The following is a 21,052-nucleotide window of genomic DNA, read 5'->3' as shown; positions in this document are numbered from 1 at the left end:
GCAGTTTAAAGGCGGGAAATGACAAAATGGAGGAGCTACTCATGGGTAAACTGATAAGTTGGATTGTGCTCACACTGGCATTGGCAGGCCCGGCTATTGCCGACAACTTGAATTGGAGGATCCGCAGTGAACATCCAAATGTTGTGAGTCTGGAGTTCTATAGTCAGGACTATAGCCGCGCCTGGCCGGGTGACGGAGAGGTCTATATTCTGGATGACTACGATACTCACAGTTACAATCTTCAGTGCCAAAGCGGCGAGACGATCTGTTATGGCGCTTGGGTACGTGGCGATTCCGACAGCTATTGGGGTGTTGGCCTGAATGACGCAAATGGCTGTAGTGATTGCTGTTATACTTGCGGTCAAGGTGATACTGATTTGCGTATTTTGAACAACTAAGCCGGGCATATCCGGTCTGAACTTGGGGGTGGATATGCGACTAGTTGCTCTGACCGTGTTGGTCATGATGGCATTTGCTGCCAACTCGGTCTTAAATCGGATGGCTGTTGGCGCAGGCGAGATCGGTGCGATGGAATTCGCTCTGGTCCGGCTTGTCGCAGGCGCAGCTACCTTGTTAATGCTGTGTCGATATCGGCGGCAACGCATTGCCCAACCAGCTAGGCTCAGCCTGCTCGGCGGCGGGTCACTTGCACTTTATATGATCGGGTTTTCACTCGCCTACCGCAGTTTGGATGCCGGACTAGGGGCGCTGATCCTGTTTGGTGTTGTGCAGATTACCATGTTTGGCTGGGGCGCGCTGCGGGGGGCAGCGGTGTCTTCTGGGCAGTATCTAGGGGCGGTAGTTGCCTTTGGCGGCCTTGCTTATGTTCTATGGCCCGCTGGTTCCGTGCAAGTGCCGTTGATTGGCGCTGCTTTCATGGCGGCGGCTGGGCTTGGCTGGGCAATCTACAGTCTGCTTGGGCGTCAGGTTAAAACCCCATTGGCTGCCACAACTATGAATTTCCTTTGGGCCAGTGTGATGGTGGTTCCACTGGTTTGGCTGCTGGGCGAAGCAGAGAGAGTTTCTGTTTTTGGTGCAGGGCTGGCGGTGGCCGCTGGGGCGGTGACGTCTGGATTGGGTTATGCGCTCTGGTACCGGGTTCTGCCGCAGTTACAGCCAGCAGTTGCAGCCACTGTACAGCTGAGCGTGCCGGTGATTGCGATGATGGCAGGTGTGGTTGGACTGGGCGAAGTTCTGACGCTCCGTTTACTGATTGGCACTCTGGTGGTGTTGGGCGGTATTGCGCTGGTGATCATGGCTGCGCCGCGTAAAGCTGGATGAACGGGGTTTTCCCAGGCTCGGTTTTTGCCTATCTGCGAAGGATGTTACATTGTAGATCCCGTATTTGTATTGCCCTGCTGATTTCACTGCTTCCCCTGTCTTTGGCCCGAACGGCTTCCGCTGATTGTGTGGTGCTGTTACATGGCTTGGCCCGGACCGAAGCCTCCTTTGCGGTGATGGAACAGGTGCTAAAAGCCCGCAACTATCAGGTTGTGCGACCGGGCTATCCATCCACTGACCTGCCAGTCCCAGCGTTGGCCGCGCAGACATTGCCGGGTGCTTTGGCGGACTGTGGCGACCAGCGGGTGCATTTTGTCACCCACTCCATGGGTGGGATCCTGCTGCGGTATTGGCTAGGGACCCATCAGCCAGAGCAACTGGGCTATACGGTGATGCTGGGGCCTCCCAACCACGGCAGTGAACTGGTGGATGAGCTGGGCGACTGGGAGGTGTTTGGGCTGTTGAACGGGCCTGCGGGCATGCAATTGGGAACAGGGCCTGACGGCGTACCAGCGCAGTTACCGGAGGTGAATTTTCCACTGGGGGTCATTGCAGGCAATAAATCGCTGAACCCGGTGTTTTCGAAGCTTATCCCGGGACCGGATGATGGCAAGGTTTCGGTTGCATCCACCAAGGTAGACGGAATGTCAGATCACCTGACCCTACCAGTTACCCATACCTTCATGATGAACAATCCGCGGGTGATCGCGCAAACGCTGCATTTCATCGAGTTTGGCGGGTTTAATGCCACCGTCAGCTGGATGGATTCACTACTGGGCACCATCGAGGAAATGTGTGGCAGCACGGGGTGTCTTGGTGGGGTAGGGGCAAAATCGACGCAATGAGTTTGTTGGCAGGCTGGAGAGAGAGGGCGCCCGACCCACTGACCGGGCACCTATAGATCCGCTACTTGCTCTGTGACCGGATCACCCTGTTTACATGACCCATTTTGCGGCCCGGTTTGACCTCGGCCTTGCCATACAGATGCAGGGCACAATCGGCTTCCTTTGCCAGTTCCGGGACCCGATCCATGTCGTCTCCAATCAGGTTTTCCATCACCACATCGCTGTGTCGTTGGCCGTCGCCCAGTGGCCAGCCAACCACAGCGCGAATGTGCTGCTCGAACTGATCAACGGTGCAACCGTTCTGGGTCCAATGGCCGGAATTGTGCACGCGCGGGGCAATTTCGTTCACCACCAGCCCCTGAGGTGTGACAAACAGTTCAACCCCCATGACGCCGACATAATCCAGCTTGTTCAGAATGTTGGCAGCCAGCAGAACCGCATCCATGCGCTGCCCGGCGGACAGTTTGGCTGGAACGGTTGTCGTGTCCAGAATGCCGTCGGTATGGACGTTTTCGCCCGGGTCATAACAGGAGACATCACCCTTGATCCCGCGCGCAGCGATAACTGAAACCTCGTGGCTGAAGGTGATGAAACCCTCAAGCAGGGCAGGGGCTCCGGCCATGTCGCCCAAGGCTTGTTGGGCGTCGTCCAAAGTTTTGATCCGCGCCTGTCCCTTGCCGTCATAGCCAAACCGGCGGGTTTTCAGAATTGCGGGCGCACCAATCTCTGCCAGGGCAGTATCCAGACTTGCCTGATCTGTGATGTCCGCAAAGGGAGCGGTTTTTAGACCCAAATCCTGCAGAAAATTCTTCTCGGTCAACCGGTCCTGACTGATCCGCAAAGCTTCGCGGCCCGGACGGATTGGCCGGTGGCTTTCCAAGACATCCAATGCGGCGGTGGGGATGTTTTCAAATTCATAAGTGATCACATCCACCGAGGCGGCAAATGCAGCCAGGGCCTCGGCATCTTCATAGCCGGCGGTGGTGACACGGTCGGCCACCTGACCCGCGGGCGGGTTGGCACCGGGTTCATAGATATGCGTGACAAAGCCAAGGCGCGAGGCAGCCACCGACAACATGCGGCCCAACTGACCACCACCTAAGATGCCAATGGTGGCACCCGATTTCAGCGCCTCAGTCATCTACCGGCTCCTCAGGGATCGAAGCAGACAGGGCTGCGCGCCAAGCGTCCAACCGTTCAGCCAGTGCCGGGTCTTGCAGCGCCAAAATACCTGCCGCCATCAGGCCACCGTTGGCCGCACCAGCAGCACCAATGGCCATTGTGGCAACCGGGAAACCCTTGGGCATTTGCACGATGGAATAGAGCGAGTCGACACCAGACAAGGCCCGTGTCTGTACCGGAATACCAACAACCGGCACCCGGGTTTTGGAGGCCACCATGCCAGGCAAATGCGCCGCGCCACCAGCGCCAGCGATGATCACTTGCAAACCACGCTCAGCAGCGGATTTTCCATAGGTCCACAGCCGGTCTGGCGTGCGATGGGCCGAGACGATTTTGGCCTCATATGCGATGCCCAGCTCGTCCAGTATATTGGCGGCTTCTTTCATGGTGGGCCAATCCGATTGGCTGCCCATGATGATACCCACTTTAATGTCGGCCATTTGTGCCCTGTCCCTTGTTTTACTGCGGTGCGCGGGATGCCACCGCCGGGGTGAAAGAGAAGCGGGCACTATAGGGGTACCGCAGGTTTAGGCAATGCGGCAAAGCCGATGGTTTGACGATTATTAGGCCTGGATACAGTTTAGTATGTAGATCTAAAAGACATTTGGAACGCTCTGGGGGCTAGGTTAGGTTTCCGCGACATAGAAAATCGCAATTGAGCACAGTTTATGACCAACAAAATTATTCAATCCAATCCGTTCGGCGCTGTGAGCTCAGCCGATATTCAGGCCTTTGAAACGGAAAATTCGTTGACCTTGCCTGAGGGCTACAAGGCCTACCTCGCTGCTCATAATGGTGGAGATTTTGAAAAGAACCATTTCTCAACCAAGAGCAACCCAAAGGACTATTTGGTGCTAGAGGAGCTGTTCTCTTTGAACTGCGGTGAAGGTTACCGCAACTTGAATGAAAATTGGAACTTCGCTGAGAGTTGCGATTTGGGTGAGTTTGCGACGGGCTTAATCTAAGGATATTTTTATTGGTTCAGGGACCTGTGGCGTATGTGTCCTGCTGAATCTCGAGAAAGGTCAGGTTTCGATGCATGATCCCGATCACTTTGCAGTCGAAACAGCGACGGAGCTGGTTGCCACGCTGGAGCCCATTGCCGAGACCTTTTCTGCCTTCATCGCCGGATTAAAGCATGAAGGCGAGGTTGATGAGGAGGAATACTAAGCCGTGGAATTGCCCTGTCTCGGTTTGGCGCCCTTGCGGCTGCGCCATGTGAGAAGTAGCCAAAAATCCTGAAATGACCGACTGATTTCTGGTGTGCTCCCGTCCGTCGACCCGGCATGCAACATGCCGGGCCTCCCGTTGGGCATAGCGCCGCGCAAGGACGCGGCGCGGATGGCTTCTGGACGCAACCGCAGCGCGCCCTGCGCGCTGCCATGCCCAACCCCGCAGAACGTGCGGCGCAGCCGTCCGGACCAAAGGGGGCGGGAGAGTTTGGCTCGATGCCGGGTGGGACCTTAGTTGGAAATGACCATCGTATTGGCATGGGGCGAGGCCTGTGACAGGGTTACCGAAATCCGTTTTGGAGAAATTCCCCATGTTGGAGCTACGCCCCAATTGTGAACTGTGCGACTGCGACCTGCCGCCCCAATCACCCGATGCGCGGATTTGCAGCTATGAATGCACCTACTGCAAAAACTGCGTCGAAACCATATTACACAATGTCTGCCCGACTTGCGGAGGCGGGTTTGCCCCGCGTCCAATCCGGCCACAAAATGCCTGGCGGGCAGGGTTGAAACTGGGGTTGGGCAATCATCCGGCTGGCACAAACCGCAAACACAGCAAGTTCAGTTTAGAGGATATCAAAACGCATGTTGAGCGTATCCGAGATTTGAAGCCAGAAGAGCGGTGAGGTGATCCTTGTGTTGGCCTGCCAGGATGCAGCGATCTCGTTGCAATGACCAAATGTTTGGAAAGGAACACAGCACATGATTGCCTACGTTACTGTTGGGGCTGATGACATCGCTCGGGCGAAACGGTTTTACGCTGCGCTCCTGCCAGCCCTTGAGTACAGGGTGGAGGAGGGGCCTGAAGGGCTAAGCTACACGCTGCCCGCACATCCGGGACAACCTGCCGCTTTGCCAGATTTCTACGTAAAACCAACCTTCGATGGAGGTCCGGCCACGGCTGGGAACGGTGCTATGATCGCATTTGAGGCTCGCAGTCAAAAACTGGTTCGTGACCTTCACTCTGCCGCACTTGCCGCTGGCGGCTTTGACGAGGGTCAGCCGGGCTTTCGCGACTCGTATGGGCCTCATTTCTATGTTGGCTACCTTCGCGACCCGCAAGGCAACAAAATCGCATTGTTCTCCAGCAATTCAGACGAACCCGGACGAGACGAATAGCGCAGGCTATCGAGGTGTCGAATTGGTAGGAGATTTCGTGGCAAATACTGAGCAAGCCTTGCAGAGGAATTATGAAAGTAGTTCACGCGTCTCACTGGAACCGGCCGAATCCTGTTGGTCGTTTGTCCAGTTAACGCGTTTTTCGATGGTCATTACTGATGGCCAATATCGTATAGGTTACATGTTGACCAAAGAGGCCGTGTACTTATACGAAACCCAGAACACGAGCGAACTTTAGGCAATGATATCCGGCAAAAGCCGGTCTTCAATCTGAGCGATGATATCTTTGAGCCATAGCTTTTGCTTTTTTAGGCGCCGTAGGGTGAGCTGGTCGCTGGTACTCTTTTCCTGAAGCGCATGGATTGCCTCGTCCAAATCGCGGTGCTGGCGGCGGAACACTTCAAGTTCGACCTTCAGCACCTCATCGGTTTTCATGGAAATGTCAGTGGGGGCGTTCATTGGCGACTCAGAAATGTAAGGAAAGACGTCGGCGCAGGATAAGCGTTTACACTCTTTTCGCCTAGACCCTGTAGGTCTTGCTCTTGTTAAAATGATAATTTCTTCCCATATTCACTGGAATGGGTCGCCAAAACGGGGCCTGTTGGGACCGTCGCTTATGCTTGAAGGACGAAATACGTGTCAAAACTCACTCTGGGCTCTTACCCACATATGCTGGGATTCGAGCAGCTGGAACGCCTGTTAGAGCGTTCAGCTAAGTCGGGAAACGAAGGTTATCCCCCGTATAACATAGAACAAACCTCTGATTTTTCGTATCGCATCACCCTTGCTGTAGCAGGGTTTGCCGAGGAAGATCTGTCCATTACCATCGAAGATCGCCAACTGGTGATCCGTGGTCGCCAGGGTGAAGACAGTGACGGCCGGGTGTTTCTGCACCGGGGCATCGCCGCCCGGCAGTTCCAGCGCATGTTTGTACTGGCGGATGGGGTCGAGGTTGGAGAAGCGATCATGGAAAATGGGCTTCTTCATGTCGATTTAACCCGATCAAAGCCAGAAACAGTGGTGCAAACTATCAATATCAGAAAGGGTGAGTGATGCAGGCTACAACCGAGCAGACTGAATTCGAGCCGCGTATGGCCTATGTAAAAACTGTGGATGTCGCCGATCTTCCTGCTGAAGTGCAGGAGGGAGCCAAAGGGCGCACACAATTATATGCCGTGCATGACGCTGAAGGCGAACAGCTGGCATTGGTCGCTGATCGCCACATGGCCTTTGTGCTGGCACGTCAAAACGACTACGCGCCCGTTCCCGTGCATTGATCTCAATGTGCGGCCCTGTGTAGTCTCACGCTGAACAAGATGCTTGAGCGGGGCGGAGACTGATGAGCCGATTTGATTTTGACTGGGTAGATGCGTTCTCCGAGCATGCCTTTGGCGGCAATGGCTGTGCAGTCGTCCATGACGGCGCACATCTGCCCGAAGCGGTCTGCACTGCCTATGTTCGCGAAACCTCGCTGGTGGAATGCACCTTTACCGGCCCATCCGATGTCGCGGATATCCGGGTGCGTTACTTCCTCGCCAGCCGTGAAATTTCCTTTGCTGGTCATCCAACAATTGCCACCGTAGCGGCAATGCGGGATCGGGGGCTGATCCATGGCAATGAACTGGTGCTGGAAACGGCTGCCGGTCTGGTGCCGGTACGGTTAGAGGGCGATCTGATTGAAATGACCCAGGTTGCCCCAGAATTTGGCCCACAACCAAATCCGGCACTGGTTGCTGCAGCGGTGTCATTGCCTGTGGATGCCATTGTCGGTCAACCGCAGAAAGTGTCAACCGGGCTGCCGTTTTGTATCACCGTGCTCAAAGATCATGCCGCGTTGGAGGCTGCTGTACTGAATGTGGACGCTTTGGCTGCGCTTGGGCAGGCGTTGGGGGCAGATGACATCGACATGATGGAGCCGTTTCTGGTGACTCTGCAGGGCGCAACATCGCAAGGGGATACCTATTCTCGCTTGCTCATGGCACCGCCCAGCCCGCCAGAGGATCCCTTTACCGGTTCGGCCACTGGCGCCATGGCGGCCTATCTGTGGCGAAACGGATTGATGGCTGGCGACAGTTTTACCGCAGAGCAGGGGCATGGGCTGGGTCGCCCCGGCCAGGCGCGTGTGACCCGGGTTGGGCCAGTTGACAAAATGAGCGGTATAAAGGTCGCGGGCCGAGGTTTTATTCTGATGCGCGGTACGGTCGATCTGCCTAGCAGTCTCTAGCGCATTCGTCGCGCTTGATGTCTAGCGGTGATCGCTCAAAAGAACCCGCGCGGCTCGACCTTCAAGATCTCCCCAATAGGTTGCTTTGTCGTAAATCGCACGCAGGGCTGGTAATTTGGATTGGTAGAGTTGCTCGGAGGTATTTTTAACGGCTTGGCGAATGTCGTCTGCATTTTTGCAGATGATCATGCCAGAGGTATCAAAAAACCGATCGATGTTGGGGCAACCCAAGTAAATTGGTACTGCGCCACATAATATAGTATCGATCAGTTTTTCGGTGAAATAATTGGGCTCGTTGGAATTCTCGATTACCACCGAAAACCGATACGGCGCCAAGCCTTCTTGCTTCTGGGCAAAGGGTTGGTAGCCTCCACCCAATGCGACCAAGTCCATGGCGTTAGCCTTTGCCCAGTCTACAATTTCATGACGGATCAAATGACCCGGCTGGGATCGTTTTGCCGAAGCAATTAGCGATGTCATTTTAGTCTTGGTTACATCTAGATCATCACAGTTTTCCACCCATGTACTGCCAAACGGGAAAAACACGCCATTTGGAATATGAGCGATCAGATCATCTTCGACAGCTGTCAGCACTTTGTGAAACCGCCAATGAAACCGCCGGAGCTTTTCAATATGGCGTTCGTGGACGATACGCGGTTCAAGAACCATCACCGATACCTGCGCGCGGGTGCCAAAACTAGGCCGGTAATAAGACGTAGTACGCGGATGCAAGAGCAGGTGATCGCGGCGATCCAGGTCTTTGAGTTGTTTCCCCAGCAATCGTTGTGGTTGCCCTAAAGGCCAGGACAAATTGTCCAGTGAGTACCGGCTTGGCACTAGCCCGAGTTTTGCAGCCGGGGATAGGATTCCAACCGCGGGCTCTTCGTCGTGCATGCTGAGTTTCACTTTCTGTTCAATATCCAACGCAATGGTGCAGGTGCAGTAGCCCCTATCGAGAACCTTCTCGTTTGGCCAGTTTTTCTGCCCGACGATCAGACCGGCGCTTGTCCCGCCACCGCCTCAACGCCACCGTTTTCAACTCGGCTTTGGGATCGAACATTAGAATGGCGTTTCGAAAGGCCCATTCTGGAAGGCTACCACGACAGCCTTTTTCTGGCAGAAGAGAGCGCTCGGACCAGATGTAGCGACGGTTTTTTGATGACTGCACGGGGGATGGCGCCTGTGCGGCGGCCGTGGCCAGTTCCCCAATTAGGATCATAAGATTGTGCTGGTCCAGTACCCGTTGCCGGGCCTGCGTTATGGTCGGCAACGCCGTTTTCCAACGACCGTTCTGGATGTCGCGGATCATGCGTTCAGCTTCTTGCTCCGGCTGCTCCAAATTCAGGTAATCAAAACTATCACGTGGAAAATAGTCTTGAACGTTGTCACAGCCCGCATAGAAGGGAAACGCCCAGCATAGCCACGGATCCACCAGTTTTTCGGTCCAGGAATGCGGTCCGTCACCGTTTTCGATTGCCAGATGATACTGACAGGGAAGCATTGCGTCAGCTTTGTCGTCTATGGACTGAAAGCCGCGCCCATATATTTCTAAGTGTTCTGGGATTTTTTCGATCAGTGTCTCAACAAACCGCAACCGTTTTCGGTGATATTCAGTGTGAGATTTGGTTGACGTTACAATTGATATCTTGTCGACCTTTGGGGGCATCTCAAGAGCTGAAAACCAATCGTGGTCCCGCAAAGGAGGCGCATCGCCTGTGGTTGAAAAATTGACGCCGGCAAACCAGTACCAGCAGGTACTGCGTTGCCATTTCTCTGTGTTCAATGATTTCGGCGTCGTGGTCAAAACCAGTCCAAACTGATTGAGAAAACGGCGACTATAGGGGTGTATGACGTCCGGTTCAGCAGCAACAAACACTGTGCGTGCTTTAGGAAGTGTTGTTTCCACCGAAAAAGAGGCGCGGTTGAACACAATTAGCACGTCGATGTCATCGGGGATATCTAGGCCAAATGTCAGGGAGACATCGCCTACAACCGGGTTTTGGCCCGGAGCCTGCTTGAGGAACATTACTTCCGGCACATCAGTGAAGACATGAGCTTTTATCTGATTGTGCATGGGCACCCGTGTGTTTGCTATTATACGCCATTTTGGCACAGGAATTTAACTTGGAAAACCGGAATACGTGAAACTGTCAATTAGAAAAGCAGTATCCAATCCCAAGTTATGATCGCCGGTGGCAAAGCCCCGCTGTTAATCGCATAATCTATCCCCTCCTGACGCTGCTGCGATGGGCAAGGGTTTTCATGCCTTTTCAAGCAAAGAAGTCATACCGTCACCAGCTAGGAGCGATGGGCAATGCGATAGTAATCACCAAAATCACGTCACATGACCATGAAAAAACCCACCGCCAAACTTTGGCGATGGGTGTATAAACTTAGAGAAAAACAGGCAGGTATCCCGGCCATCATTTCCATTCTTTGGATTTGATGCCGGTCAGCCTGCGATCAGTCCCATGCTTTCCAGTTTTAGCAAGACCTGATGGGCGCAGTTGTCGACTTCGACATTTTCTGTTTCGACTGACAGTTCCGGGTCCGTTGGAACATCGTAGGGGTCCGAAATGCCTGTGAACTCCTTGATTTTGCCTTCCCGGGCCAGCTTGTACAGGCCTTTGCGGTCGCGGCGCTCGCACTCTTCAAGTGAGGTCGCAACGTGGACCTCAACAAAGGCACCAAAGTCTTCAACGTCTTCACGCACGGCGCGGCGGGTGGTGGCATAAGGCGCGATGGGCGCGCAGATTGCGATGCCGCCGTTCTTGGTGATCTCAGAGGCAACATAGCCGATACGACGGATGTTCAAATCGCGGTGTTCTTTGCTGAACCCCAGTTCCGACGACAGATTTTTACGCACGATGTCACCGTCCAGCAGCGTCACCGGGCGGCCGCCCATTTCCATCAACTTCACCATCAGCGCGTTGGCGATGGTGGATTTCCCCGACCCGGAGAAACCGGTGAAGAACACGGTGAAGCCCTGCTTGGAACGGGCTGGCTTGGTCTTGCGCAACTCGCTGACAACTTCAGGGAAGGAGAACCACTCGGGAATTTCCAGGCCTTCAGACAGGCGGCGGCGCAACTCGGTGCCGGAAATGTTCAGGATGGTGACATCATCGCGATCTTCAATGGTGTCGTTGGGTTCGTACTGGGCACGTTCCTGCACGTAGACCATGTGCTTGAAGTCGACCATTTCACAGCCAATTTCACTTTGGTTTTCGCGATACAGATCCTGTGCATCATAGGGACCATAGAAATCTTCACCTGCCGAGTTTTTACCGGGGCCGGCATGGTCGCGGCCTACGATGAAGTGGGTGCAACCGTGGTTGGCGCGGATCAAGCCGTGCCAGACAGCTTCACGTGGGCCAGCCATCCGCATCGCCAGGTTCAGCAGGCTCATGGTGGTGGTCGATGCCGCGTATTTGTCCAAAACGGCTTCGTAGCAGCGCACGCGGGTAAAGTGATCGACGTCGCCCGGCTTGGTCATGCCGACAATCGGGTGGATCAACAGGTTTGCCTGGGCTTCGCGGGCGGCGCGGAAGGTCAATTCCTGGTGGGCGCGGTGCAGTGGATTGCGGGTTTGGAAGGCCACAACCTTGCGCCAGCCCAATTTGCGGAAGTAGGCGCGCAATTCGTTAGGGGTGTCGCGACGAGCGCGGAAATCGTAATGCACGGGCTGTTGAATGCCGATGACCGGGCCGCCAAGGTAGATCTTGCCTGCCTGATTGTGCAGGTAGTTCACGGCCGGGTGTGCATCATCGTCAGCGCCAAACACCTTTTCGGCCTCGCGGGCCTTATTGGGCTGCCAGTTGTCGGTGACGGTCATGGTGGCAAGAATAACGCCTTCCTGATCGCGCAGCGCAATGTCTTCGCCGTCTTCCAAAGAGGCGGCAAAGTCTTCGGAGACATCCAGAGTGATCGGCATTGGCCACAGCTGGCCATCCGACAGGCGCATGTTATCCACCACGCCGTTGTAGTCCTCTTCCGACAAGAAGCCTTTGAGCGGGTTGAAACCACCATTCATCAAGAGTTCAAGATCACAGATCTGGCGCGGGGTCAGATCGTGGCTTTTTAGCGTGCCTGCTTCGACTTTCAGTTTCTGGGCAGACTCGTAAGAAACAAATAACTCCGGAACCGGCGCCAGGTTGCTAAGCATCGTCATGTCAAATTTCTCGCTGTACTTGCGTTCAATGTTGGGGTGCGGTTTGCCGCAGATTTGCTGCGCATAACGCTTCTGTATGAATAAAGTCTAGCATCACGTGAGCTAAGCTTACGAAAAGGGAGGGAATGGCGCGTCCGTGCCACCAATGGGTACGAAATTCTATGATGGGCCGGTTTTGAAGGTCTTTGGTCCGTTGTTTGGGGTGAGGTGGCTTTGAAGTGGGAAAACTGTCTCCTTTGCGAACTGAGGCGATTTTAGTCCTAAGGATTTGGAGGGAGGTAGTGGAGGGATGGCATTAGTTTTGTCTCTTGCTGCGGTGCACCGTTTCCAGAACCTGCATTAACTCGGTGCCGGAAGAAACAGCGAGCGCCGACAGCGGCTCAGACACCCCCCGCAGGTCCAGAGTTTCCAGTTTCAATCCTGCGGTGTCATGGCCCGCGCTATGCAGCAGCACTTCGGACACCAGAAGCTCAACCTTCAGTTCTTTAGTCATGCCTTCTAGGCGGCTGGTGGCATTCACGGTGTCGCCGATCAAGGTGCGTGGTGCATTTCCTGCGGCGCCAATTTCTCCCAATACCAAATTTCCCAGATGCAATCCCATTCCAATGGCAACCGGAGGGACATCTTCGCTGGCCAATGTCTGGTTGAACTTGGCCAGTTCGGCACTGATGTTTTCAGCGGCTTTTAGTGCGGTTCGAGCCGAAGAGTGTTCGTCCTCTGTTTCAAACACCGCCAGCAGCCCATCACCAAGATATTTGTCCACGGTGCCGCCAGACTGGACAATGCTGGGCACGATCGCGTCAAAAAAGCGGTTCAGCAAAAACACAACATCATAGGGCAGTTGCCCGGTGGTGCGGGCTGTAAAGCCGCGCATATCAAGGAACAGGATCGCCAGTCGACGTTCTTCGCCCTGGCTGGCATGTGCACGGCCCCGTTTGCCGTCCGGGCGAAACACCCGCAGCACGGTCAGCGGATGTGTCGGTCTGATCTGACAGGCAAGTCGTGCATTGGCCGGAGCCTTGACCGCCGCCAGACTGCGGGCTTCTGCGGCAGACGGGGGGTGCAGTAGATCACCGCCATCTTCGACAATGACCCGGCAGGTGGTGCAGCGACCCCGACCACCGCAGAGAGACGTATGTGGGACACCGTTGTTTCGTGAGATTTCCAGCAGCGTTAAACCTTTAAATGCCGATACCTCTGGTCCGTTGCTGTATTTGATGCGCACGGATTTTCGCCAACTCAGAACTTTGCGGGTCATATAGAACGCCGCCGCCAGTGCCAGAACGGCCCAGAACGTGTAGAGCATGTAGTCTGCGATCATGACCAAAGTGGCAAACGCATCGGCATCGGGCCAATGATAGTCTCTTATCAATGCACTGCGGATTTGGTCGTCTTGAAACAGCAAGAGCATCCGGCGCCCCTGAACCATAAATCCAGACAGGGCAAATGCTGGTACCAACATGGCGACGCCAACCAAGAAGGGAAACCACCGCTGCCACCAGGATTTTGCGCGTATCCAAAAGTGTAGTCCCATGCAGCCATGCACCCAGACAATCAGCAGGAGAACCGCCTGCCAGGCGCCATCGACTGTATCCCAAAGCAGAACGGTGACGTAACCGTACTCATCGTTCACGCCAAACATATCATGCGCCACATGTGTATGGACGATGTGCTTGATCAACAGTAAGGGGACGAGAAGGCCCAGAACAACCTGTGTTGCCTCCCATGCGGGCATTCGCAATGTACGCCGTAGGGCGAGTGTGTAAATCGACAGCCCAGCATGGATGAGAAGTGACGCCATCAACACGAACTCGCCAATTTCGCTGCGGGTTATTGCTAGGCGGGCGTCTTGCCCCCAATCCAGTGCCTCATCCGAAAACAACCCAAGGCCAAGGTTGAGAAAGTGAAAAAAGGCAAAGGTGAACAGAATTAATCCGGTGACAATCCGGGTCCGCGTAGCCCAATTGCCGCGCCACAGGTCGTTCAAGGTCTGGCCCTCCAGGTTGGCTCAAATCTGACCCAAACTGTGCGGGCAGAGAGAAAATCCGTCAAGTCATGCTGTTAGGGGGCAGCCAAGGGGTTGCTGTCCCAGTGGGGGCTAAGGCGGCGCCCGTGACCTGATCCCAGCGAAAGAGAACGATATGCCAACGTGCGGCGTTGGTGCGGGCGGCGTATATCATTCCGTCTGCACCAGCGCTGCGAACTGCATCGCTGGCTTGCCAAGTGGTTGCGGGTTCTCCGGCTTCACGCTGCGGTCGCCAGAGCGTATCGGCAGCTTTGGGGCAAATCTGCAAATCCTTGCAGGTTTCTGGATCACGAACGTCGAGCAGTCTCGCGTTGTTCAATTGTAGGGGGATCGAAACGCGGGGCGGGTCATTGTCTGAGACGTAATTGAAGACCGCATAGCCAGCTGAGTCGACAGATGGGGAAAGATAAAGGGCAGGCTGCCCCGAATGGTGAAATCGCCCCTCGGGCGAAATCACACCGTTCAAAACCTGATCAGCGAACTTTTCATACACAATCCGGTAGAAAAGCCCGCTGACAGTTTTCATTAGTCGTCGGCCTCCGCCAAGAACTTTTCAGCGTCCAGTGCCGCCATACACCCCATGCCAGCCGAGGTAACGGCCTGACGATACACATGGTCAGTCAAATCACCCGCTGCAAAAATGCCGGGGATACTGGTCTTGGTGGTGCCGGGTTCGGTTGTCACATATCCACCGGAGTGGGTTTCCAATGTGTCCTTGACCAGCTCGCTGGCAGGCGCGTGGCCGATGGCAACAAACACACCTTTGCAAGGAATTTCCGTCAGTTCGCCGGTTTTGACATTCTCGGTGACAATACCCTCAACACCCAATGGGTTCTCGGTGCCAACAACTTCTTTCAGGGTGTTGAACCACAGCGGTACGATCTTTTCGTTCTTTTCCAACCGGTCGATCAGGATCTTCTCAGCCCGCAGCTCGTCGCGGCGGTGGACCAGCGTGACCTTAGAGGCAAACTTGGTCAGAAACAGGGCTTCTTCAACTGCGGTGTTGCCGCCACCAATGACCACAATTTCCTGACCACGATAAAAGAATCCGTCACAGGTGGCACAGGCGGAAACGCCAAAGCCCTTGAATTTCTCTTCGCTCTCCAGCCCCAACCATTTGGCGCGTGCACCAGTGGCCAGAATCACAGCATCAGCGGTGTAGATGGTGCCGCTGTCGCTCTTGGCTGTGAAGGGGCGCTTGGAGGTGTCCAGTTCAGTGATGATATCGCCAATGATCTCGCAGCCCATCGCCTGCGCGTGCTCTTGCATCTTGATCATCAGGTCCGGGCCCTGCACTTCGGTGTAGCCGGGGTAGTTTTCGACCTCGGTGGTGGTTGTCAGCTGGCCGCCGGGCTCGATCCCTTGAACCAGAATTGGCTCCAGCATGGCGCGGCTGGCATAGACGCCGGCCGTATAGCCCGCAGGCCCCGAGCCAATGATCAGAACCTTGGTGTGGCGCGTGTCAGTCATCAAAGCATCCCCAAATATGCAGCTGGGCGGATGGTCCGCCGGTTGCGATGTCATATAACGACCCAGCTGGGCGGCTTAAACCCCTCGCAGTGACTCTGCTGTTCTGATAGGGCCTGATTGCCGGTCAGCAAAGATTATTGCGCTAACGTGAAATATAATTGCGCGCATCTCTGGCGCTGCTATAAGAAACGCAAATCTGATGGAGAGCTTAACATGGTCACGACACGCCTGGACCCGATTGATCGCAAGATACTTTCGGAGCTACAAGCCGATGGGCGCATGACCAATGTGGAGCTGGCCAAACGGGTTGGCATATCTGCGCCACCCTGTCTGCGCCGGGTGCGCACGCTGGAGGAGGCCGGGTTTATCCGAGGCTACCATGCTGAAGTAAATGCACGTGAACTGGGATTCGAAGTGCAGGTTTTTGCCATGGTCGGGTTGGAAAGTCAGGCCGAAGTCGAGCTGAGCGCCTTTGAAGAGAAATGCCGCAGCTGGCCCTTGGTGCGCGAGTGCCACATGCTGAACGGTGAAGTGGATTTCATTTTGAAATGCGTGTCCCCGGATCTGAGCACTTTCCAGAGCTTTCTGACAGGGGATTTGCTGAGCACGCCAAATGTGGCCTCGGTTAAGACCTCACTGGTGATCCGCGGTGCTAAGGATGAACCTGGTGTGCCGTTTGAGGTGTTGGAAGAGCGACTGGCCAAAGAGGCCTAGCTGATAAATTGGGTGGCTGGGAAGGCGCAGAGAGTCTCCCCAAGTGATCATCTGCAATCCGCTGTGAACAGCGTCAACAGAACACCCCGTCGGGTGTTTTCGCTTTTGGCGGTTCTCATTTTCCCGCGCCGGTCTTTGAACCCAATCACGATGTCGTCGGCTTTGGCCAGATCCCTCAGCAGATCCCGGTTAGGATCAGCATAAAGCGAGCTGGTTTTACCCGACGTTCGTGCGCGGATTTTATGGGGCCGCCCGTCGGTCATGATGGTGATCAGAGTTGATCTTTCAGGTTGGTAGCCGCGGGTATCGATCACCAGTGTTTCTTGCCCTCGCACACAGCTGACTGCAATCGCGCTCGGGTCGTCGTGACTCCTGCGGTCCAGTTCCAGCACGACATGTTCTGCTGATCGATGGCTCAAACCATCAAGCCTGGTCTCTTCAGCCCAGCGTCCTGCCTGAGCGGACGAGCCGACGGCCAGGTTGGCTGCAACAAGCGCAGCAGTGACAAGGGGGGCGAGTGTCTTGAGTTTCATTCTTTTTCTTTCGGGTGGCCGTTTTGGCTGTACTGCTTCAGTTGGCGAAAACCATCGGGATACCGATCCGGTTTCGGGTTGGCCGCACCCAGCATCTAAGAACGTGTAAATTGCCCTTCAACAGGACCTGCCAAAGAAATTCCAGTTGGTCCGGCGATTACCTCTTAACAAGCTTCTGCGCTTTACCCTTGGACCACCTCAGCCTATAACGCGCCTATGACCCACCGTGCGGCCATCATTATTCGAATTATATCCCCGGCTCTCTGAACCATGAGACGCCGGGCCAAGGTGTTTGATCCGTCACACCGACCGCAATTGATATTCACGAACAGACCATCCAAAGGACGCCCCCATGTGCGCCGACACGCCCGAAACACCCGACTATAAATCCACGCTGAACCTGCCCAAAACCGACTTCCCAATGCGCGCAGGTCTGCCCAAGCGCGAGCCTCAATGGCTGGAACGCTGGGAAAAAATTGGCGTTTATGATCGCCTGCGCGAGAAAGAGGGTCGCGAGCCCTTTACGCTGCATGACGGTCCTCCCTATGCCAATGGGCATTTGCACATCGGTCACGCGCTGAACAAAACCATCAAAGACATGATCGTGCGCAGCCACCAGATGATGGGTTTTGACGCGCGCTATGTGCCGGGTTGGGATTGTCACGGTCTGCCCATTGAGTGGAAGATCGAAGAAAAGTATCGCCAAAAAGGCAAGAACAAAGACGATGTAGATGTCGTCGACTTCCGCCAAGAATGCCGCAAGTTTGCCGAGGGCTGGGTGGATATCCAGCGCGAAGAGTTCAAGCGCATGGGCATTGCTGGGAACTGGGAAGACCCATATCTGACCATGGCCTATCACGCCGAAGCGGTGATTGCCGGTGAATTCCAGAAGTTCCTGATGAACGGCACTCTGTATCAGGGCTCCAAGCCTGTGATGTGGTCGCCAGTGGAAAAAACCGCGCTGGCCGAAGCTGAGATCGAATACCACGATCACAAAAGCCACACCATCTGGGTGCCGTTTGGCTTCCAGAACGCGAGTGGTGATCTGGCTGAGGCCCGTGTGGTGATCTGGACCACAACACCGTGGACGATCCCCAGCAACAAAGCCGTCGCCTATAACAACAAGGTCGCTTACGGTCTGTACCGCGTTGAGTCGACCGAGGAAGAAAGCTGGACCAAGCCGGGTGAGCTGTATCTGTTTGCCAATGCACTGGTCGCAGATACGATGAACCGTTCGCGGGTCACGGCCTATAATAAGGTCCGCGATGTTGAACCATCTGAGTTTGACGGGCTGATCCTGAACCACCCCTTTGCGGGCTTGGATGAAGCCAACGGTTATTGGGACTATGATGTGCCGATGATCGACGGTGATCATGTTACCGATGATGCGGGTACAGGCTTTGTGCACACCGCGCCCAGCCACGGCGCGGACGACTATGAATGTTTCATGGCGCGCAACTGGCTGGACCGGATGACCCATAACGTGGGTGAAGAATCTGAGTTCCTGCCGCATGTACCGTTCTTTGCCGGGCTGCAGATCTTTGACCGCAAAGGCAAAGAGGGCAAGGCCAACAACGCCGTCATCGCCAAGCTGGTCGAGGCAGGCGGCATCATTGCCCGTGGTCGTATCACTCACAGCTATCCGCATTCCTGGCGCTCCAAGGCACCGATTGTGTTCCGCAACACACCACAGTGGTTTGCCTCGGTGGATCGTGAAATCGGTGACGGCCAGGACCAGTATGGTAAAACCATCCGGGACCGGGCGCTGACCTCGATCGACGAACTGGTCAAATGGACCCCGCAAAAGGGCCGCAACCGCTTGTTCTCGATGATCGAAAGCCGCCCTGATTGGGTGTTGTCCCGCCAACGCGCCTGGGGCGTGCCGCTGACTTGCTTTGTCAAAAAAGGCTTGCTGCCAACGGATCCGGACTTCCTGCTGCGAGACGCTGCCATCAACGCCCGTATTGTCGAGGCCTTTGAGGCCGAAGGCGCGGATGCCTGGTACATGGATGGCGCCAAAGAGCGGTTCATCGGGGATGCCGCCAACCCGGACGACTATGAACAGGTGTTCGACGTGCTCGACGTTTGGTTCGATTCCGGTTCGACTCATGCCTTTGTGCTGCGTGACCGCGAAGATGGTACCAAGGATGGCATTGCAGATGTCTATATGGAAGGCACCGACCAGCACCGCGGCTGGTTCCATTCCTCGCTGTTGCAGGCCTGCGGAACAACTGGTCGTGCGCCCTATCGCAATGTTGTAACCCACGGCTTCACTCTGGATGCCAAGGGCAACAAGATGTCCAAATCGCTGGGCAACACCATCGTGCCGGAGAAGATCATCCAGCAATATGGTGCGGATATCCTGCGTCTCTGGGTGGCCCAAACCGATTACACGGCAGATCAGCGGATCGGCCCGGAAATCCTGAAAGGTGTGGCCGACAGCTATCGCCGCCTGCGCAACACCATGCGGTTCATGCTCGGCAGTCTTGATGGGTTTGATGAAGCACAAAAGGTTGAGCCAGAAGACATGCCGCGTCTGGAGCGCTGGGTTCTGCACCGCATGGCCGAATTGGATCACGAAGTGCGCAGTGGCTATCAGGCGTTTGATTTCCAGGGTGTATTCTCTGCCGTGTTCAACTTTGCCACTGTAGACCTGTCCAGCTTCTACTTTGATGTGCGTAAGGATGCGCTGTACTGCGATGGCGACACACTGGCAGCGCGTTCGGCGCGGACCGTGCTGGATATGCTATTCCACCGTATCACTGCATGGCTGGCACCAATCCTGGTGTTCACCATGGAAGAGGTCTGGCTAGAGCGGTATTCGGAAGAGGATGCATCGATCCACCTGACGGACTTCCCACATACACCTGCCGATTGGCTGGACGAGCCACTGGCCGAGAACCTGGCCAAAGTCCGCCGCGTGCGCCGGGTGACCACGGCGGCGCTGGAGTTGCAGCGTCAGGATAAGGTGATCGGTTCCAGCCTTGAGGCCGCGCCAGTGGTGCATGTCGAAGATCCCGAGGTCGTTGCGATCCTGCGCACCGTGCCACTGGATGATCTGTTCATCACCTCTGGTGTTGTTCTGACGGGTGATCCGGCCCCGGCCGAAGCCTTCCGTATGCCCGAATATGACGGGATCTCGGTGGTGTTCGAGAAGGCAGAAGGCGACAAATGCCAACGGTGCTGGAAGATCCTGCCAGACGTAGGCCATCATGCGCACCCGGATGTCTGTGGACGCTGTAATGATGCGCTGGGCTAATGCGCGCCCGTGAACATGGCATCAAGATCGGGCGCTTTGCGCCCGGTCCCTTAAACGCCATTTCTGATGTGGCCGGTGTTAAAGTCGGCCATGTCACTCTGATCGAAGGGGAGCGGACCCGCACAGGTGCCACTGCGATCCTGCCTCATTCTGACAATGTATTTACCAACCGACCACGGGCAGGTCTGTCGGTGCTCAACGGGTTTGGTAAATTTGCTGGCGCCACCCAGGTGCAAGAGCTGGGTGAGCTGGAAACCCCAATCCTGCTGACCAATACGCTTGCCACCGGGCGGGCAGTAGAGGCGCTGGTGCAGCATACTCTGGCACATCCCGAAAACAAACTGGTGACCTCTATCAATGCCGTGGTTGGCGAAACCAATGACGGGCGGCTCAATGACATTCGTGCTGCACGCCCATCGATTGAAGAAATGCGCGTGGCGCTAAACACAGCATCCAAAGGTCCCGTCGCAGAGGGCGCAGTTGGGGCTGGCACAGGGACTATCTCGTTTGGTCTGAAGGGCGGAATTGGCACCGCGTCGCGTCAGGTAGAGGGGCATACCCTAGGGGTGTTGGTGCAGTCCAATTTTGGCGGCACACTGCGGGTCAATGGGCAAGATCTCCATGAAACATCCGAAGCAGATGCTGATGGGTCCATCGTCATCGTCATAGCCACCGATGCACCGCTTTGTGCGCGCAATCTAACCCGTCTGGCAACGCGCAGCTTTGCGGGACTGGCGCGCATTGGCTCCAGCCTGTCAAATGGATCCGGTGATTATGCTTTGGCCTTCACCAGCGCGTCTGGCGCCATGCCCAACGACCAGTGTTCGCCGCTGTTCGAAGCGGTGATCGAAGCCACGGAAGAGGCCATCTTAAACGCGCTTTTAGCGGCAAGAGACATGCAAGGCTACGACGCGTTAAAAGATCGTCCAAACCTGATCCGATCTCTCAAGTTGTGAACTGTCTTTTGACGGCCGTGAGGTGATGAGAAAAGCAACCCAA

Annotated in this window: 24 protein-coding genes; 14 read left to right on the top strand and 10 right to left on the bottom strand. The window is 55.5% G+C overall.

Features of this window, described 5'->3' with window-relative positions:
* Positions 1–41 precede the first annotated feature (41 nt).
* From FEE96_RS18600 to FEE96_RS18590, 3 genes are read left to right on the top strand one after another with little or no spacing between them, the layout of a single operon-like run.
* Positions 42–398, top strand: coding sequence for a hypothetical protein (locus FEE96_RS18600; protein ID WP_138164631.1), 357 nt, complete (start codon positions 42–44; stop codon positions 396–398).
* A gap of 34 nt (positions 399–432) precedes the next feature.
* Complete coding sequence (locus tag FEE96_RS18595) at positions 433–1,281, top strand: DMT family transporter (protein WP_138164630.1); 849 nt, start codon at positions 433–435, stop codon at positions 1,279–1,281.
* Positions 1,282–1,322: 41 nt separating this feature from the next.
* Complete coding sequence (locus tag FEE96_RS18590; protein WP_138164710.1) at positions 1,323–2,126, top strand: esterase/lipase family protein; 804 nt, start codon at positions 1,323–1,325, stop codon at positions 2,124–2,126.
* Positions 2,127–2,187: 61 nt separating this feature from the next.
* Here FEE96_RS18590 and FEE96_RS18585 read toward each other — a convergent pair whose 3' ends face one another.
* Together FEE96_RS18585 and purE are read right to left on the bottom strand one after the other, a co-directional pair.
* Positions 2,188–3,267 carry a 5-(carboxyamino)imidazole ribonucleotide synthase gene (locus tag FEE96_RS18585; protein ID WP_138164629.1) on the bottom strand — a complete coding sequence of 360 codons (1,080 nt, stop codon included), beginning with the start codon at positions 3,265–3,267 and terminating at the stop codon, positions 2,188–2,190.
* Positions 3,260–3,748 carry a 5-(carboxyamino)imidazole ribonucleotide mutase gene (gene purE, locus FEE96_RS18580; protein WP_138164628.1) on the bottom strand — a complete coding sequence of 163 codons (489 nt, stop codon included), beginning with the start codon at positions 3,746–3,748 and terminating at the stop codon, positions 3,260–3,262. The genes FEE96_RS18585 and purE overlap by 8 nt, the downstream gene beginning before the upstream one ends.
* Positions 3,749–3,976: 228 nt before the next feature.
* Here purE and FEE96_RS18575 point away from each other — a divergent pair, with 228 nt between their 5' ends.
* From FEE96_RS18575 to FEE96_RS18560, 5 genes are all read left to right on the top strand, one after another.
* Positions 3,977–4,273 carry an SMI1/KNR4 family protein gene (locus tag FEE96_RS18575; RefSeq protein WP_138164627.1) on the top strand — a complete coding sequence of 99 codons (297 nt, stop codon included), beginning with the start codon at positions 3,977–3,979 and terminating at the stop codon, positions 4,271–4,273.
* A 70-nt stretch (positions 4,274–4,343) separates the two neighbouring features.
* Positions 4,344–4,478, top strand: coding sequence for a hypothetical protein (locus tag FEE96_RS24010; protein WP_281278371.1), 135 nt, complete (start codon positions 4,344–4,346; stop codon positions 4,476–4,478).
* A gap of 116 nt (positions 4,479–4,594) precedes the next feature.
* Positions 4,595–4,816, top strand: coding sequence for a hypothetical protein (locus FEE96_RS18570; protein ID WP_138164626.1), 222 nt, complete (start codon positions 4,595–4,597; stop codon positions 4,814–4,816).
* A 35-nt stretch (positions 4,817–4,851) separates the two neighbouring features.
* A complete protein-coding gene (locus FEE96_RS18565) occupies positions 4,852–5,166 on the top strand; it encodes a DUF1272 domain-containing protein (protein ID WP_138164625.1) in 315 nt (104 codons plus the stop codon).
* 76 nt (positions 5,167–5,242) lie between these two features.
* Positions 5,243–5,659, top strand: a complete 417-nt coding sequence (locus FEE96_RS18560; RefSeq protein ID WP_138164624.1) for a VOC family protein — start codon at positions 5,243–5,245, stop codon at positions 5,657–5,659.
* Positions 5,660–5,893: 234 nt separating this feature from the next.
* Here FEE96_RS18560 and FEE96_RS18555 read toward each other — a convergent pair whose 3' ends face one another.
* Positions 5,894–6,118 (bottom strand): YdcH family protein, encoded by a 225-nt coding sequence (locus tag FEE96_RS18555; RefSeq protein ID WP_138164623.1) that lies wholly within the window; start codon positions 6,116–6,118, stop codon positions 5,894–5,896.
* 177 nt (positions 6,119–6,295) lie between these two features.
* Between FEE96_RS18555 and FEE96_RS18550 the strand changes: the two genes are divergently transcribed.
* The 3 genes from FEE96_RS18550 to FEE96_RS18540 all read left to right on the top strand — a co-directional run bounded on the left by FEE96_RS18550 (position 6,296) and on the right by FEE96_RS18540 (position 7,883).
* Entirely contained in the window at positions 6,296–6,712 is a 417-nt protein-coding gene (locus FEE96_RS18550) for an Hsp20 family protein (RefSeq protein ID WP_138164622.1), read from the top strand.
* Positions 6,712–6,936 (top strand): DUF1150 family protein, encoded by a 225-nt coding sequence (locus FEE96_RS18545; RefSeq protein ID WP_138164621.1) that lies wholly within the window; start codon positions 6,712–6,714, stop codon positions 6,934–6,936. Before FEE96_RS18550 ends, FEE96_RS18545 begins: the two co-directional genes overlap by 1 nt.
* A 62-nt stretch (positions 6,937–6,998) precedes the next feature.
* A complete protein-coding gene (locus tag FEE96_RS18540) occupies positions 6,999–7,883 on the top strand; it encodes a PhzF family phenazine biosynthesis protein (RefSeq protein WP_138164620.1) in 885 nt (294 codons plus the stop codon).
* A gap of 21 nt (positions 7,884–7,904) precedes the next feature.
* On the opposite strand, the gene FEE96_RS18535 is transcribed toward FEE96_RS18540, so the two are convergent.
* The 6 genes from FEE96_RS18535 to trxB form a co-directional block, all read right to left on the bottom strand.
* The gene (locus tag FEE96_RS18535; protein WP_138164619.1) at positions 7,905–8,777 is read right to left on the bottom strand and encodes a glycosyltransferase family 10 domain-containing protein; all 873 of its coding nucleotides are present in this window, start codon (positions 8,775–8,777) and stop codon (positions 7,905–7,907) included.
* A gap of 55 nt (positions 8,778–8,832) precedes the next feature.
* Positions 8,833–9,957 carry a glycosyltransferase family 10 domain-containing protein gene (locus FEE96_RS18530; RefSeq protein ID WP_138164618.1) on the bottom strand — a complete coding sequence of 375 codons (1,125 nt, stop codon included), beginning with the start codon at positions 9,955–9,957 and terminating at the stop codon, positions 8,833–8,835.
* Between the two features lie 378 nt (positions 9,958–10,335).
* Positions 10,336–12,051 carry a bifunctional sulfate adenylyltransferase/adenylylsulfate kinase gene (locus tag FEE96_RS18525; RefSeq protein WP_138164617.1) on the bottom strand — a complete coding sequence of 572 codons (1,716 nt, stop codon included), beginning with the start codon at positions 12,049–12,051 and terminating at the stop codon, positions 10,336–10,338.
* 295 nt (positions 12,052–12,346) lie between these two features.
* A complete protein-coding gene (locus tag FEE96_RS18520; RefSeq protein WP_138164616.1) occupies positions 12,347–14,038 on the bottom strand; it encodes an adenylate/guanylate cyclase domain-containing protein in 1,692 nt (563 codons plus the stop codon).
* A 61-nt stretch (positions 14,039–14,099) separates the two neighbouring features.
* Positions 14,100–14,603, bottom strand: coding sequence for an RES family NAD+ phosphorylase (locus FEE96_RS18515; RefSeq protein WP_138164615.1), 504 nt, complete (start codon positions 14,601–14,603; stop codon positions 14,100–14,102).
* Positions 14,603–15,547 (bottom strand): thioredoxin-disulfide reductase, encoded by a 945-nt coding sequence (gene trxB, locus FEE96_RS18510; RefSeq protein WP_138164614.1) that lies wholly within the window; start codon positions 15,545–15,547, stop codon positions 14,603–14,605. Before trxB ends, FEE96_RS18515 begins: the two co-directional genes overlap by 1 nt.
* 213 nt (positions 15,548–15,760) lie before the next feature.
* Here trxB and FEE96_RS18505 point away from each other — a divergent pair, with 213 nt between their 5' ends.
* The gene (locus tag FEE96_RS18505; RefSeq protein WP_138164613.1) at positions 15,761–16,261 is read left to right on the top strand and encodes an Lrp/AsnC family transcriptional regulator; all 501 of its coding nucleotides are present in this window, start codon (positions 15,761–15,763) and stop codon (positions 16,259–16,261) included.
* Between the two features lie 47 nt (positions 16,262–16,308).
* Here FEE96_RS18505 and FEE96_RS18500 read toward each other — a convergent pair whose 3' ends face one another.
* On the bottom strand, positions 16,309–16,794 hold the full coding sequence (locus tag FEE96_RS18500) for a hypothetical protein (protein WP_138164612.1): 486 nt from the start codon (positions 16,792–16,794) through the stop codon (positions 16,309–16,311).
* Positions 16,795–17,146: 352 nt separating this feature from the next.
* Between FEE96_RS18500 and ileS the strand changes: the two genes are divergently transcribed.
* Together ileS and FEE96_RS18490 are read left to right on the top strand one after the other, a co-directional pair.
* Positions 17,147–20,053, top strand: a complete 2,907-nt coding sequence (gene ileS, locus FEE96_RS18495) for an isoleucine--tRNA ligase (RefSeq protein ID WP_138164611.1) — start codon at positions 17,147–17,149, stop codon at positions 20,051–20,053.
* Entirely contained in the window at positions 20,053–21,009 is a 957-nt protein-coding gene (locus FEE96_RS18490; RefSeq protein WP_138164610.1) for a P1 family peptidase, read from the top strand. The genes ileS and FEE96_RS18490 overlap by 1 nt, the downstream gene beginning before the upstream one ends.
* Positions 21,010–21,052: the final 43 nt, after the last annotated feature.

The sequence above is a fragment of the Parasedimentitalea maritima genome (genome assembly GCF_005771405.1).
Lineage (GTDB): Bacteria > Pseudomonadota > Alphaproteobacteria > Rhodobacterales > Rhodobacteraceae > Parasedimentitalea > Parasedimentitalea maritima.
Note: the sequence above shows the minus strand (reverse complement) of the source record. Positions and strands in the feature narration are given on the sequence as shown.